We start from the raw sequence: 14,877 nt of genomic DNA, 5'->3' as shown, positions 1-14,877 counted from the left end.
GGTTCCTTCAAACCAAGCAGGGTTACGGCCCGGCTTCGGCTTTAAGCATACGGTACGGGTAGACGCTGTTGCGCCCCGTAGTCTTGGCCTGGTAAAGGGCGAGATCGGCCCGGGCGACCAGTTCCTCCTTATTGAGCCCGTCTTCAGGCCAGATGGCTATGCCAGTACTTACTGTCAGACGAACGGGCGCCCCTGCTTTATTGAAGCTATGCTCAGCTATGGCCCGGCGTATCCTTTCCGCCACCTGAAGGGCTCCCCGGTAGTCGGTACCGGGCAAAATAATGGCAAATTCTTCGCCGCCGAAACGGGTAACAATATCCTGTTCCCGGGTATGTTCTTTTAAAATGGCCGCCAACTCCACCAGTACCCTGTTGCCAACCAGGTGGCCGAAAGAATCATTGATTTCTTTGAAATGATCGATATCTATCATTAAAACAGCCAGGGACCGCAGCTGTTGCTGGGGACTTAACAACCGCTCCAGGCTCTGCTCAAAGTAGCGATAATTAAAAAGCCCGGTCAAGTCGTCGGTCACGGCCATTAGCTCCACAGCAGCCAGCTGGGAAAGGGAGCGTTTATATTCCCGGTGCCAGTGGTCCACCTCAGCCTGGAGGGAAGAAACCTTAAAAGCTTCATCGAGTATTTTGAGCCAGGCAAAAGAGCAAAAGCCTGCCAGGGTAATCCAGCCTCCCCAGAGGGCCAGAGAATGGCTGTTTAATGGCAGCCCAGCCTTAATATACCAGTACAGTCCAAGAAATAGAACCATCACCAGGCCTGCAACAACAACCTGCTTCTGGCCCAGGTAAAGGGGCACTAGCAGGGGCAAAAGCAGCAGGAAAGGAAAAAGAGGGGTACCCGCCCCGCCCCCGGCAAATAACCAGCTGCCGGCCAGGACGAGGTTGACTCCCAGGAGGAAGAACTGCCCCTGCCGGCTCCTAAAAAAGGTTCCGGTTACCAGGACCAGACCGTTGATTATACTCCAGCTTAAACCCCACCAGACAGCCGGGCCCGGTGGACCTGCCAGGGTTAAAAGTACCCCTCCTACCGTCAGGGTTAAACCCGCCAGCCACCCCTCCCGGCTGCGCCCTTCGTCCATGAAACCGCTCTCCTTAAACTTGACTCTGGCTGTCTATTTCGCCATCAGGTTTATTTTTTCCTTCCGTCAATTTATTTTTTAGGCAGGCCCGGTAAATCCTGGTCCAGGTAGAGTTAAAATCTTTTTCTGTCCGAATATCTAAAAAGTGCGCCTGCCGACCGCCAGAGCCAGTCGAAAATTCCCACGTTAAAAGCCCTTTTTCCCGGGCGCAAATTACTCGCAAAAAGGGATAGGGATAAAAAAAATAGTGCAAGATAGCAAGAGACGCCTGAGCCTGCGCATCGATAATTACCACTAGCCTCCAGGGCAAACCGTACCAGTAGCACCACCACCAGAACCGCCGCAGGAGGCCTTCGAGAAAATCTTCCTGGTTACCCACCAGGAGTGCCAGTGAGGGATAGGTTAAGGTTAATTCTTTTTGCCGCCACCAGAACAAACCATAGACTAAGACCAGTAACATGACAGCTGCCAGCAAGATTACCGGTGCCTGGTAGCCCACGTCACTCACCCCTGCTCTATCTTATGCGGCAGGGGCAGCCTGTGGTGAAAGGAGGTGACCTTGATGCCGGCCGCCAGCGATGCCTGCCTGCGCTGCGGCGCTTCTTTAAGCTTTATGGAGCGCTTCGGCCTGGAAAATGCCGTAGAAGTTCCTGGTAAAGGGGCATTATGTCCCAGCTGTTACCGGGAACTTTCGGCCGACGAATATAACAGATACTTTAAAGCTTAAGGGCGGAAATTATGTCTTCCTGGAGGAGATGGAGGCGCTCGTCGTCGGGCGCCTCCACATACAACCGCAGGAGGGGCTCCGTACCCGACGGCCGCAGCAAGACCCAGCTGCCGTCAGCCAGAAGGAATTTAACCCCGTCAACTGCCAGGCGCCCGGTCACCGGCATGCCGGCAATCTTGGCCGGGGTAAAATCCGGCAGTTCCTTTAAAACCCGCGCTTTGACCTCCGGCGCTACCTTCAGGTCCAGCCGCCGGCTGACCAGCCGGCCGTGGCGTTCCTGTAAATCCGCCAGGATACTTTTAAGGCTGCGTCCCTGGACGGCCCGCAGCTCGGCAACCAGGGCCGTGGCCAGAATGCCGTCCTTTTCCGGGATGTGGCCGCGGATGCTTAATCCCCCGCTCTCCTCGCCCCCCAGGATACAATCATGCTTCCTCAGGGCCTCACCGATATACTTAAACCCCACCGGAGTCTCAATAACTTTCAGGCCATGGGCCGCGGCCAGGCGATCCAGGTTGTGGGTGGTAGCAACCGTCCGGGCTACCGGTCCCCGGTATTGCCGGTGGAAGAGCAGGTGGGCCAGGACCAGGTAAAGGACTTCATTGGCCGTAAAGTAAGTACCGTCCCCGTCGACAACGCCGAAGCGGTCGGCATCGCCGTCCAGGGCCAGCCCCAGGTCGGCTCCCGTTTCCCGGACCTGCCAGGCCAGCTCGCTTAAGCCGCGGGCGCTGGGATCCGGCAGGGAACCGCCGAAAAGGGGGTCACGGTAGTTATGGAGGGTATGTACCTGGCAGCCGGCCCGCTGCAAAAATTCATCCAGATAGTCGAGCCCCGCGCCATACAGGGGGTCGACGACAACTTTTAACCTGGCCTGCTTGATGGCTGCTACATCAACCAGACCCTGCAGGTATTCAAGATAGGCTTCTCGGGGGTCCAGTTCCTTTACCAGCCCCCTTTGCCGGGCCTCAGCCAGTTCCAGGCGTTTAATATTACCTCCAGCCATTACAGCCGCTATTTCTTTTTCAATAGCTTCAGTAATCGCCGGCACGGCCGGCCCGGCATAATCGGGTATAAACTTGAGCCCGGAGTAAGCAGGGGGGTTATGGCTGGCCGTAAGCATTAATGCTCCTAAAGCCCCATACTTTTTAATAGCCCAGGCCGTCACCGGCGTTGGTACGGCCCGGGAAGGCAGGTAAACGGTAAAACCGTTGCCCGTCAATACTTCGGCTGCAGCAGCGGCAAATTCCGGGGCCAGGAAGCGGTTATCAAAACCGATAACGACTTCCCCCTGCCCTTTCTCGCTCTGCAGGTAATTGGCGACGGCCTGGGTAACCAGGCGGACATTGGCAAACGTGAATTCCTCGGCGATGATGGCCCGCCATCCATCAGTACCAAATTTGATGGTCAATACTACCACCTCCGAAAATAACTTTGTCACAGGCTGGCATTGTCCGGCACGCCCCAGATCCTCGCGGAAGCGGCCTGAGGCTTTAGGAGGGCCTATCCTGTTCTTCCTTCTCCTGCTTCACCGGGCTTTCCGGGGCGTCGGTGATATCCACCGGGTTGACAATGTCGTCTTCTTTCATATTGACATACAGGGAGCCGTCGCTCCTCAAAACGGCATAGTCAACCTGGCTGATATCCTGGACACCCTGGGCCTGGAGCTGCTGGATGAGCCACTTTTCATCCAGTTTATTTTGCTTCAGGTTCTGGAAGAGGATCTCCCCATCCATAATCAGTTCCGTCGGTATCCCCTCGTACTGAGTCGGCAGCTGGAGGTCAGCCGGTGTCAGGGGGCGTTTCTGGGATTTCAGCAAAACGCTCAGGTCGCCGTCAGGCTCCAGAATAGCATATTCAACATCAGCAATATCAAATACATTTTTTTGCCGCAGCTGCATGGCCAGCTCATCAAAATTATACCGCATTTTTTTCATATTTCCTTCCAGGATTTTTCCGTTATGCACGACTACAGTAGGTTCACCGGAAATAAGCTTGCGGGCTGGGCGGCTTAGCATAACGGCATAACCGGCTACCCAGGTAAGGAAAGCAAAAAGGGTAAGGCCCAGGAAGTGAATTCCTGTCCGTTTGGGATCTGTATCGGTTGCCAGCACGGCAGCTATACTGCCAAAGGTGATGCCGTTAATGTACTCAAAAAAAGTCAGCTGGCCAATCTGCTGTTTGCCGAGAATCCGGGTGTAGATCAGGATGGCCGCAAAGGCCAGGATGGTCTGGAGAAATACCTCGAGGTACTCCATGAATTCCCCCCCTAACTAAAGTAAGTTTAGAGTAATTCCCGCTTGTGGAGATAAAAAAGGAGGCCAATGCCGGCCACGATAAAAGCCAAGATTAAGAGCGCCTCAATGAGCAAGTCGTTCATCTGTATTCCCCCGTTATTCCAAGACTTCATTTCCGTATTATTTCCCAATAAGCTCCATAAATGCAAAAAGGCCGCGAGTTTAAGCTCGCGACCGCCAGTGCCGTTCTACGGCACCAGGTTATTTACCCGTTGCTGCAGGGCGGCCAGACGTTGTTGCGCCCGTTCAATTTCTTGCTGCAGGGGTGCTAAGCGGCTGTCGACGACTTCCTGGACGTAACTCCGGGTAACTACCGGGTCGGCCTGCAGTCCGGCCGTAGAGGCCGTCGCGCCGGCGCTGCCCGCCAGGCCGAGGGCCAGAGCCAGGAGGAGAACAACAACGACTAAATAATAGTTGCGCACAGCCATCACCTTGCCCCTACAGTATGTGTAAAGAATTATGCCGGGCCTTAACCCTGGTGAGGTGCCTTCTACCAAGGACCCCCAGTTTATCGCAACCCACCAGGATTATCACGGCCAGGCCCACCAGGATAAGCATGCCCTGATCCGTGGCCAGCCTGGTAAGGAGCACAGCACTGCCCCCCAGGCAGGCATCCACCAGGTAGATGACACCAACGGCCTGGCGTTGGGTTAAACCCTGGGCCAGCAGGCGGTGATGCAGGTGGCCTTTGTCGGGGGCAAAGATGGGCTGGTGGTTGAGAAAGCGCCGGATAATGGCCAGGGTGGTGTCCAGGATGGGCAAACCTAAGATGACTACCGGCACAAACAGGGAAACCACTGTCGCGCTCTTGGTCAGGCCGATGGTAGCCAGGGCCGCCAGGTTGAAGCCCAAAAACATAGAACCGCTGTCTCCCATGAAAATCCGTGCCGGGTGAAAGTTAAAGGGCAAAAAGCCCAGCACACTGGCCGCCAGGGCCAGGGAAAGAAGGGCTACTACTACTTCCCCGTTAAGCCAGGCCACCATGGCAATGGTCACGGCGGCGATAAAGGAAGTCCCGGCGGCCAGGCCATCCAGGCCGTCCACCAGGTTTAAAGCATTGGTAACGCCTACTATCCAAAAAATAGTTACGGGAATGGCCAGTTTGCCCAGGATAAAAAGCCCGTCAAAGGGGTTGGTGAGAAATTCCACCCGCACGCCGAAGGCTACCAGGATGGCTGCAGCGACAATTTGCCCCATTAATTTCAGCCTGGGACTTATATTTTTAATATCATCGACCAGCCCCACCAGCATGATAAAGGTACCGCCCAGCAAGAGGCCCAGGTATTTCTCGCCATGGTAACCGAGCAGGTAAAAGGCCGCCAGGAAACCGGCGTAGATGGCCACGCCTCCCAGCCGGGGCATGAGAGTACGGTGAACTTTACGGGCATCGGGTTTATCGACGGCCCCCAGGCGGGGCGCCACCCGGCAAAGTAAAGGTGTAAGCAAAAAACTAATTACCCCCGCTAGAGCAAGGGCCAGGATATTCACCTTCGGTTCCTCCTCCGAAAATAACTCTCCCGCAGGCTAGCATAGTCACACCCGTACCAAAACCCCTAAGGAGCGCCCAGCACGCAACTCGTTTGTCATAGGTGTTGCAAGTTGAGTGCTGGGTCACCCAGGGCGGCGGCGTGCCGCCGTGAAGGGTTACTCTGAAATAGCTCCCTACTCTATCTTTTCGCCTACAGCAAAAAGCAGCTCACCTTCCGCCGCCATCTCTTCCCCCACCCAGGCGCGGCCGTAGCCTTTGCCTACCCGTCCTTTGAGCTTGATAATCTCCGTCTCCAGCCTTAACACATCACCCGGGACTACCTGGCGGCGGAAACGAACCCCGTCCATGCCGCCAAAAAGGACCACCCGCCCCTGGAATTCGGGAAGGCTCAAAAGGGCCACCGCTCCAACCTGAGCCAGGGCCTCCATGATTAAAACCCCGGGCATTACCGGCTGCCCGGGAAAATGGCCGCTAAAATACCATTCGTTGCCGCTGACGTTTTTTTGGCCTACCGCCCGCCGACCTGCCTCTACTGCCAGAATGCGGTCAACCAGCAAAAATGGATAGCGGTGCGGTAATACTTTCTGTATTGCCGTCAGGTCCATGACGTCACTTCGCTTTTAGGTTTTTTGATTTAGACAATATTACTTGGTTTTATTCGCCATTTATCCCCATATTCCTGCTTGTCTAAAAAAACCTGTGCAGCCGGCGGCGGAGCATAAAGCTGATGAGATTGACCTCTTCAATCCGTAATAACAGGGCTAATCCCCAAAAGAGGAAAACTCCGGCGGCTATTAATCCGGTTAACCGGATAAATAATCCCAGCAGGGATTGTGACCAGGCAAATACACCCAGGCCCCTCCCGGCCAGCCAAACCAGCAGGCCCATTCCTACGGCTGCCATGCCGGTGCGCAGCGTAGAGCCCAGCAGGGCAGCCGCCTTTAGCTCCGGCAGGCGGCGGTACAGGGCCAGGTAAAGCAATAGAGAATAGAGGCTGGCAGCCAGGGAATTGGCCAGGGCCAGGCCGCCATGTCCCAGGTACGGTACCAGCAGGTAGCTGAAAATGATATTTAACGTCACGGAGAAAAGGCCAGTCGTTACCGGAACGACTACCTCCTGGAGGGCATAAAAGGCCCGGGTCAGGATGGGGTGCATGGCCTGGGCCAGGAGGCCCAGGGAATAAAATAAAACTGCAACAGCCGTCATGGTCGTCGCCCGGGGATCAAAGGCCCCCCGCTCAAAAACCAGCCGCACCAGGGGTTCCCGGAGGACAATGAGCCCGGCAGCCGCCGGCATGATAGTCAGGGCCACCAGCCCCAGGCCCCGATCAACCAGGTGGGCCATTTCCCGGCGATCCTGCCGGGCCGCCTGCTCGGCCAGAGAAGGAAAAACAGCCGTAGTAACGCTGGCCACAAAGATGCCCAGGGGTAAAGTTACCAGACGATTACCAAAGTCCAGAGCCGTAATACTCCCCGCTGCCAGCCGGGAGGCAAAAAAGCGGTTTGTGGCCAGGTACAGCTGGACCACTGCCAGGCTCAAAGATACCGGTAACAAGTTGCGGCCTATTCTCTTAACTGCCGGATGATGGGAGAGCAAGCGCCACGAGTAACGGAACTGCAAACGCGGTAAATCGGGTAACTGTATAGCCAGGTAAGCGGCAAAGCTTAAGACTGTCCCTACGGCCAGCCCGGTAATGCCAAAGGCTTGCCCGGCCAGGACTACGGTAGCAATGATGACCAGGTTGCTGACCGCCGGTGCCAGGGCCGGGGAGGTAAAGATATAGCCGGCGTTTAAAATGCCGCTGATGAGCATCCCTGTACCCATAAAGGGTAAGGAGAGGAACATGATGCGTGTAAGTTTCACCGTCAGGTCATAAACAGGCCCCGCAAATCCGGGGGCCAGGACCTGGACGAGCCAGGGAGCCAGGCCGGCACCTGCCGCCGCCAGCAGGGTCATGATTAAAAACGTCCAGTTGCCGACAGCGCTGGCTATTGCCCAGGCCTGGTCGCGGTCATCCCGGACCAGGTAAGCAGTCACAACCGGCACCATCACCGTGACAAAGGCCATCCCCAGGATGGTCTGGAGGAAAAAAGGAATAGTATAGGCTACCAGATAGGCGTCGGTAGCCGGGCCGGCGCCAAAACGGGCGGCAATGCTGGCATCCCGGACAAAACCCAGCACCCGGCTCAACAGGTTCAAGAGCAGGACGATACTCGCCGCCTTGGCCATGCGGGCCACCGGTGTCCCTGCCGGTACCCGGGCATACTTGCCGTTACTTTTTGCTGCCATTTTCTCTAGCTGTCAGCCGCCTATGGCTCCTTTCTTCAGGTACTCTGCAACCAGGCGGGCGGTATCCAGGGCCCGGGGCCGCAGTTCGGCCGCTGCCGCCCTGACCCTCTGGCCGTGCTCTTCCCGGCGAGCCAGAGCCTCCTGGACTGCCGCCGTGAGGCCCTGGCAGGTTACCCCTGCCAGGGAACCCACGGCCGGCTGTTCCACCAGCCGGGCAAAGGCAGCCACTTTGGGATCGTAGGGCAGGGCCAAAAAGGGCACTCCCATAACTGTTGCCAGGACCAGGGCGTGCAGGCGCATGGCAATTAAAAATTGCAGCCGGCCCATAAGGCCCATAATAGTCGCCAGGTCCAAATTTTCCCTTAAAATGGCTGCCGGCTGATGCATCAAGCGGGCCACCTGGCGGCAGGCATCGACGTCGGCGGGAAAGTGGAAAGGTAAAAATAAAACCTGCCACCCGCCGGCCACCAGGTCATCAGCCACCTTGGCCAGCGCCGGCCAGCAGTTCCCGGCCCCTGGCCAGGAGCGGACAGAAATACCAATTACCGGTCCGGCCAATCCCAGCTCCTGCCATTTTTTCTGCCCGTTTCGCAAATCCAGGTTCTCCGGTTCCAGGCCCAGAACCGGGTCGGCCGTAACGTAGACCGGCGGCCGTCTCACCCCGAGCTCCTCCAGGAGCTGCCGCGACTCACTGTCCCGCAGGGTTATAAGCTGGACGCTATTTAAGACTCTGCCGGCCAGCCGGCGGCTAAAAGTGCGCTTTAACGGTCCCAGGCCCTGGGCATAGACCACTACCGGCTTGCGCAGCAGCCGGGCCAGGACCACCACGCCCAGGTAGTAGAGAAGGCTCTTCCATCCGGTAACATCCTGGAAAAGGCTGCCACCACCGCTGATAACCAGGTCGGCCCGGCGCATGGCCCCGGCTACCGCCGCCAGCTGCCAGCGGTTTACCGCATCAACGTTCAGGCTCGCTGCTGTTTGCTCCGGGCAGTGAGATAGGACAGTAATTTCCAGGCCGGGCACAAAGGAACGCAAGGCCTGAACCATGCTGTAAAGGACGGCCTCATCACCGGCGTTCTGGAAGCCGTAATAGCCGGAGATAACTACCCTGGCCATGCCCTGTTCCTCCTTAAACTTCCCGCCCCCAGCTTTACGGCTGTAACCAGCAGCGAACCAATCAGAAGCCCCAGCCACAGGCCGTTAAAGGTCCGTAATAACGAAATGAGGAAAGGAATATGAATGTGCGAGAAAGTATTAACCAGGGAGATCTGGCCCACCAGGCCCAGGAGCCAGAAGAGAAGATAACGGTGCTGGTAACCCAGGCTCAGGCTTAAAAGCAAAAAGGGATAGCCGAGGAGGAACTCTTTGGTCCGCGGCCGGGCAAGTAAAACGTTCCCCAGGAAAGAGCGCATCTGCCCTTCAAAAGGTAACAGCCCCACCCCTTCATTACCGCTGCGGCTGAGGTAAAGGACACCGGCAGCAGCCACCACCACGGCCAGGAGTACCAGCTTTACGGTGAGGCCGGCATCAAGCCAGCCCTGCAGGGCAGCGCCGGCCCCCCGCCCCTCCTGCCGGATAATCACGGCCGCCGTAAATAAAAACAAGGGAGCGACAAAGGCAATTTTAACACCGCTGAATTCATTAATCTTTAAGATAAAGGTATTATCGGCCAGAATGGCAGCAATATACAACGCCCCCAGGAAGGAGAGCAGGGCCGTGCGCAGGGTGACGGCTATCCCGGCCTTTAAACTGCGCGGTACCGGCGACCAGGCCATGAGCACGGCCAGGGTGGGAAAAATAATGGCCGCCCCCAGGGCCATTACCTTGCGGGCTAAAAGCACCTGGTGATTCAGCCCCAGGGCCCCCGTCCAGATCACAAGGCCCAGGAAACCTAAAGCTAAACCCAGGCGAAGTAAACCAAACTGCATCATTAAAAGAACCCCGGCAGCCAGGACACCCAGGCCGGTTAAATACAGCCACAGGCGTGAGAAAGGAAATGATGAGAAGGGCTCCGCCCGGCCTATGGTCAGGCCGCCGGCGAGGATTACTCTTCTTAATTCCCCAACGAAATGGAGGTTATCCTCCAGCCAGTTTGTCGATCCCGGGGTAAACTTAAAACGGGCGATGAGAATGCGATTATTCCTTTCCCTGGCTGCCAGCTCCAGGCGTTCCAGGGCCGCCGCCGGGGTTAGACCGGCCATTTCATCACCACTGATGCTGTGTACCCGCAGAGCCCTTTTATCCAGAAGCACGACCAGCTGACTGAGGCCCTGTTGCGGGAAAAATTCAATCAGGCCCACCGGGACTTTGATCTGCTCCACCTGGGCCGCCAGGTTAAACAGGTAATGGGGGTAACCGGGAAGGTTCTTATCATTGAAAAGCAAAGCAACGATGCTGTCCTGGTAGGCAAAAAGGGGCCTTAAAGTGGCGGCCAGGGAAGCGGCGTTGGCGCCATACCACCACCGCACCTGGGGAATGAGGAACAGGCCCAGTTCCCGCGCCATGGCCATCTCCCGTTCCGGGAAGCCCAGGCCCACTTCCTTTAGCTCTGCTGTGGAGAGGGGTATACCCAGAGCTACGAAGTCGCTGCCGGCCAGCACCTGCACCTCGCCGGGGATTTTATTTTCCAGCTGCAGTTCCAGGCGCTGCGCCAGTTTCCTGTCGCTGGTAAAAAGGTAGGTATACTCGGGGCGTACTTCTTTCTGTACTGCAGCCGGGAAGTATAGGACAGCCTCAGTTCCCGGCCGGACCCAGACCTGCTGCTGGAGATCCTCTATAGTCTGCTCCTTAAAAAGGACGGCATTGGCTCCCTGCTGTTGCAAACGGCTGAGAGTTTCCCTGGTAGTCAAGCCACTCCACTGGGCTAATTTCTGCACCTGCTGGAAGTCAACCGCCAGGGTAACCGTCCGGTTGGCTTCTTCCAGGCGTACCCGGTTCGTAATTACCACCCCGGCGGCCAGGGTGGCGATAATCAGCATTGCCCAGAGGACTGGCTGGTAACGCCGGCGCAACAAAAAAATCCCTTCTTCCCTTGAGGTTACAGAAGGGATATATTCGCCACCCGGTGACCGAATCCTCCTGGAGAAGGCCGGCAACTTGTGGTTACGAGATACTGCAACCCGCCTGTCAAGGCGGGTTGCAGGGGGGGAAGAACATTAAACTATGATTTTTCCTTGAGAAACGACCAGTTTCCCGTCCAGGTACAGGTCGGGGGCCATAATAACACCGTCAATATGCACTCCCGCCCTGACCGTGCCGCCAAAGGTTGTATTATTACCAAAGGCAAGATGAACGGTCCCGTATACCTTCTCGTCTTCTAAAATGTTGCCTGAGACCCTGGCGCGGTCATTGGTGCCTAGGCCCAGTTCGGCCACGTTTCTGGCTTCAGGAGCACTCCCCAATAGCTCCAGCAGCCGCTGCCCTTCCGGGCCCTGAGCAGCCGTTAAAATTCCCTGGCGAATAGTTACTCTGACAGGGCTCCTCAGCCGGCCAATACCCGCCACGGAGCCGTCAATAATCGTTTCACCTTCCGCGCTTCCCTCCAGGGGGGCGATGTATGCCTCCCCCGAAGGCAAATTTCCTGCTTCACCCGGCCGGCGGTACAAGCCGGTACTGGCTATACCCCGGCGCCCGGCCAGGGAAAGCTGCAATTCCAGGCCTTCTTTGACCAAAACGGCAGTCCTGGCTTCTGTAAGCAGCCGGGCAAGTTCTGTAGCCAGCCGGGCCACCTGATCATAGTCGGCCGCCACCGCCCCGGTAAAAAACATATCCTCGGTAATACCGGGCATGGTGGCCACCCGCGCCCCGGCCTGGCAGGCCTTGATCCGGGCCTGGGTATGGGTTAAGGAATTCCTGGTAGGACAAATAACCACCTGGGCCCTGGCCATAGCCGCCGCCACGGGCGGGGGCGGCTCGGCCCCGGGCCTGTCCGTGGGAGGCATCTTGATAAGTGTCGCGAGGGCGCCGCTTTCTTCACCGGCCTGGAAAATCACTTCGCCAATAGTGCTTGTTGCCGTATCGGTCACCACCAGCAAAGTTTCACCGGGCTTTAAAGCCATATTGGTACGCAAAAGCTCCCTGGCTACTGTTTTCAGGTCTTGCAAGCCGGCCGCCTCCTCAGGATAATAATTCCAGAATGACACGCGCGGCAACCGTGCGCGGCAGTATGGTTGGAATGCCGGTACGCTTCATGATTTCTTTTTTCATGTCCATATTGAAGCCCATGCAATCTAGGACAATCAATTCCGCCTGCCACTCCTGTAGCCTGGCGGCTGCCTGCCATATGGCCTCTACAGGTCCATAGGGCGAAGCGGCTTCTACTGCCAGGGCGCTACCCATTCCGGCCCAGCGCACCCCGGCCTGCTCTACCTGGCCCGGATCAGGAACTATTATCCCCAGCCGTCGCCCGGCCGCGACGGCAGCGGTGAAATGATGCAGGATTAGCTGGGGCTGCAAAATTAACCGTGGGCAGGAAAAAGGAGGAAATTCCCCTGTACACAGCAATAAAACAGCCTCGGCGCCCGCAGCAACCACCTCGTCAATCCGGGCCTGCATTAACGATAAAATACGCTGCTCGGCAAGCTTTACCGAACTGCCGTCCCGCAACCTGGTCACCAGGACGTAATCCCCCGGTCCCGGCGCCAGGGCCGCTATTTCTTCATGGCTTAAACCGTCAAGGGCTCCCGCTTCGATTATTTCTATTCTGTCCCCAAGAATTGCCTCTATTTCCGGCACGACATCAACGCGGGGCGACTGCCCGATGGTAATAGCGCCTACTTTACGTACCATTCCAGGACCCCTCCCTTGCCCTTTTTCCAGGCACAGGCCCGGTGCCGGTGACACCCTGCGGCTCCGGGCGCATACTCTACCAGGCTTGCTGTACTACCACAGGTCTTTTCAACTACCCTCCGATACGGTAACCCGTTATTTACGCGGGCATACTTTAGCTTTTACCCAAAGTCTGCAGGTGGTCCATGGGGCCGTAAAGGGCCTTCAACCGTTCAAATTCTTCCTCATCGTAAATGCGGCACTTACCCTGGCCAAAGGCCTTGGCCACTTCGATACAGAAGCGAACGGCAGCTTCAATATCTACCAGGTGACTGGCGCCGGTGGCGCAGCCCGGGACCGGCACTTCGGCTGTAATGGCCACCCCCACTACCGGCGCCGCCGTGGCTACGCAAGGTTGCAAAATGCTGTTCAGGTGATAAAGGCCGTTGCCGTAGGGCGTAATGTCCTGGGTAGTAACCGGGAAGACTACCGGTAACCTGCCGGTTGCAATCTGCATCAGGTCGAGCAGGTCTTCACTAACCCGCAGGATATACCCCTCTTTAACCGTCGGCGAGATAGCAAAACCGCGGTGATTGATAACCCGGTTGCCTTTGGTTGTATCAATGGAAAGAATGGCGTCCATGGCCGGGTCGACTTCATGGCGGTTCATTGCAGCAATATCCACCGGCGAATCCATGAAGGGCACGGGATCATGAGGCCTGGTCGGCGCATTGGGACAGATATGGGTAGCAATAATCACATCCCCGGCCAGTATATCCCCCTTCTTCTGCATGGTCCCCAGTTTCAAGGCGGCAGCCACCGCAGCCAGGGCGCCGTCGCCGTCGGACACAAAACCTATCCTTTCCGGCCGGGCGCCCAGGCCACCCAGCCGGCCGATTATCCCCAGGGTCGGCGCGCTGCCGCCTTTAACCTTACCATTGCTTCCCGGTACCCTGACTTTGATAAAGTCCGTAAAACCCTTGGCGCCGGCAATCCGCTTTACCTCTACGTCTTCCAGGCCGGCCTTTTTAAGTAAGCCTGCCACCTCATAGCCATCAACATAAGCGCTGTCAAGAAGTTCATAAGCTTCTATTACCTGTTTAAGAGCCATCCTGTTACACCCCTCTTCCAGCGAATACGTATTTGATTACTTCTTTTCCGGTAGCCTTTTCTACCACATGAAAAAGGTCAGGATCCTTCATGCCGCTTCCCAGAATTAACCTGTCACGATGAACGTGCAAAATGGCTATCTCCTGCCCTTCCTGGATTTCTGCCGAAGACAGGGGCAAACCGCTACTGAGGTCCATAGTTGCCAGCAGGTCTGGAAAAGTGCCTTTCCTTTCACCTTCAATTTCTAGAGTAATATATTCGTTCCAGAAGGTAAGTTCCGCCATCTGCCGTTCGCCCTGGACTACTACTTTACCAACATCAAAGCCGCCGGTGGTCTGCAGGCTAACGGCAGCCACTTTCCCGGTAAAAATTATGGCACCGCCTAAAACTTCCGCTGCCGCTTCGATTGCCGGCAGGGGGCCTTTAGCGCGATTGGCCAGGATGGCTCTGCCCACAGCGATACACTTGCCTATGGCGCCGGGGGCAGCATTTTCCTTCGCATACCCTGCCGTAACCGGATTCCTGGCTACGGCCACCAGCCCGCCGGCTTGTATTGAAGCCTGCCTTACCATACTGGCGGTTGCCTCCAGGGAACCGCTGGCAAAAACCTCAATATAGCTATTCGTTTGGGGATTGCCGCCGACTGCCACCTGCCGGGAGATATACCCGGCAACTCTATGCAGCCCCATGGAGCCCATGACCCCGGTGGGATGGGCCCTGCCGTTACAGGGGGCATCGATCACGGGTATGCCCAGGGCCGCGGCCTGCAGCCACCCGTTAACGCTGGCCAGGCCGCCACATTCATTGGTAATTAAACCGTGAATCTTTTCGCCTGTATTTTTGCTGAACAACTCCACGGTACGTATATAATGCACCGGCTTGACAAAGGCCGTCCTGGCCGCCGGCGCTCCAACGGCCGAAACGGTAAGCAGCATGGCATCGTCAGCAAGGGCATCAATTGGTATTAATACAGGGGTGCCCAGCTCTAGAGCCAGGCGGGCGGCCTGGCGTCCCAGCTCCATGGAACCACCACCGCCGCCCCCCAGAACAGCCCCGCCCAGTACGGCCGCTTCCATAACTTCGTAATCAAGCGTCATCTTCAAGCTCATTG

At 56.9% G+C, this 14,877-nt stretch carries 15 protein-coding genes; 1 reads left to right on the top strand and 14 read right to left on the bottom strand.

Going from position 1 to position 14,877, the window contains the following annotated elements; genetic code table 11:
- Nucleotides 1-22: 22 nt before the first annotated feature.
- Together E308F_RS04855 and E308F_RS04850 are read right to left on the bottom strand one after the other, a co-directional pair.
- Entirely contained in the window at nucleotides 23-1,093 is a 1,071-nt protein-coding gene (locus E308F_RS04855) for a sensor domain-containing diguanylate cyclase (RefSeq protein WP_141263790.1), read from the bottom strand.
- A 13-nt stretch (nucleotides 1,094-1,106) separates the two neighbouring features.
- Nucleotides 1,107-1,601 (bottom strand): hypothetical protein, encoded by a 495-nt coding sequence (locus tag E308F_RS04850; RefSeq protein WP_141263789.1) that lies wholly within the window; start codon nucleotides 1,599-1,601, stop codon nucleotides 1,107-1,109.
- A 54-nt stretch (nucleotides 1,602-1,655) separates the two neighbouring features.
- Between E308F_RS04850 and E308F_RS15725 the strand changes: the two genes are divergently transcribed.
- Entirely contained in the window at nucleotides 1,656-1,820 is a 165-nt protein-coding gene (locus tag E308F_RS15725; protein WP_172613453.1) for a hypothetical protein, read from the top strand.
- Here E308F_RS15725 and E308F_RS04845 read toward each other — a convergent pair.
- The 12 genes from E308F_RS04845 to E308F_RS04790 form a co-directional block, all read right to left on the bottom strand.
- On the bottom strand, nucleotides 1,810-3,225 hold the full coding sequence (locus tag E308F_RS04845) for a phosphoglucomutase/phosphomannomutase family protein (RefSeq protein ID WP_141263788.1): 1,416 nt from the start codon (nucleotides 3,223-3,225) through the stop codon (nucleotides 1,810-1,812). The genes E308F_RS15725 and E308F_RS04845 overlap by 11 nt on opposite strands.
- A gap of 82 nt (nucleotides 3,226-3,307) precedes the next feature.
- The gene (locus E308F_RS04840) at nucleotides 3,308-4,072 is read right to left on the bottom strand and encodes a DUF421 domain-containing protein (protein WP_141263787.1); all 765 of its coding nucleotides are present in this window, start codon (nucleotides 4,070-4,072) and stop codon (nucleotides 3,308-3,310) included.
- 227 nt (nucleotides 4,073-4,299) lie between these two features.
- The gene (locus E308F_RS04835; protein ID WP_172613454.1) at nucleotides 4,300-4,539 is read right to left on the bottom strand and encodes a hypothetical protein; all 240 of its coding nucleotides are present in this window, start codon (nucleotides 4,537-4,539) and stop codon (nucleotides 4,300-4,302) included.
- 10 nt (nucleotides 4,540-4,549) lie between these two features.
- Nucleotides 4,550-5,599, bottom strand: coding sequence for a glycosyltransferase family 4 protein (locus E308F_RS04830; protein WP_141263785.1), 1,050 nt, complete (start codon nucleotides 5,597-5,599; stop codon nucleotides 4,550-4,552).
- A 174-nt stretch (nucleotides 5,600-5,773) separates the two neighbouring features.
- A complete protein-coding gene (fabZ, locus tag E308F_RS04825) occupies nucleotides 5,774-6,205 on the bottom strand; it encodes a 3-hydroxyacyl-ACP dehydratase FabZ (RefSeq protein ID WP_141263784.1) in 432 nt (143 codons plus the stop codon).
- Between the two features lie 82 nt (nucleotides 6,206-6,287).
- A complete protein-coding gene (gene murJ / locus E308F_RS04820) occupies nucleotides 6,288-7,889 on the bottom strand; it encodes a murein biosynthesis integral membrane protein MurJ (protein WP_141263783.1) in 1,602 nt (533 codons plus the stop codon).
- A 12-nt stretch (nucleotides 7,890-7,901) separates the two neighbouring features.
- Nucleotides 7,902-9,005: a polysaccharide pyruvyl transferase CsaB gene (gene csaB, locus E308F_RS04815; RefSeq protein ID WP_141263782.1), complete on the bottom strand. Its 1,104-nt coding sequence runs from the start codon at nucleotides 9,003-9,005 to the stop codon at nucleotides 7,902-7,904.
- Complete coding sequence (locus tag E308F_RS04810) at nucleotides 8,993-10,903, bottom strand: DUF5693 family protein (protein ID WP_141263781.1); 1,911 nt, start codon at nucleotides 10,901-10,903, stop codon at nucleotides 8,993-8,995. The genes csaB and E308F_RS04810 overlap by 13 nt, the downstream gene beginning before the upstream one ends.
- Before the next feature lie 141 nt (nucleotides 10,904-11,044).
- Nucleotides 11,045-11,992 (bottom strand): aminopeptidase, encoded by a 948-nt coding sequence (locus E308F_RS04805; RefSeq protein ID WP_141263780.1) that lies wholly within the window; start codon nucleotides 11,990-11,992, stop codon nucleotides 11,045-11,047.
- A 13-nt stretch (nucleotides 11,993-12,005) separates the two neighbouring features.
- The gene (locus E308F_RS04800; RefSeq protein ID WP_141263779.1) at nucleotides 12,006-12,677 is read right to left on the bottom strand and encodes an AroM family protein; all 672 of its coding nucleotides are present in this window, start codon (nucleotides 12,675-12,677) and stop codon (nucleotides 12,006-12,008) included.
- A gap of 154 nt (nucleotides 12,678-12,831) precedes the next feature.
- Nucleotides 12,832-13,767 carry a DUF1177 domain-containing protein gene (locus E308F_RS04795; protein WP_141263778.1) on the bottom strand — a complete coding sequence of 312 codons (936 nt, stop codon included), beginning with the start codon at nucleotides 13,765-13,767 and terminating at the stop codon, nucleotides 12,832-12,834.
- Nucleotides 13,768-13,771: 4 nt separating this feature from the next.
- Nucleotides 13,772-14,875: a DUF917 domain-containing protein gene (locus E308F_RS04790; protein WP_141263777.1), complete on the bottom strand. Its 1,104-nt coding sequence runs from the start codon at nucleotides 14,873-14,875 to the stop codon at nucleotides 13,772-13,774.
- Nucleotides 14,876-14,877 lie beyond the last annotated feature (2 nt).

Source organism: Moorella sp. E308F, from assembly GCF_006538365.1.
Classification (GTDB): domain Bacteria; phylum Bacillota; class DSM-521; order Neomoorellales; family Neomoorellaceae; genus Neomoorella.
Note: the sequence above shows the minus strand (reverse complement) of the source record. Positions and strands in the feature narration are given on the sequence as shown.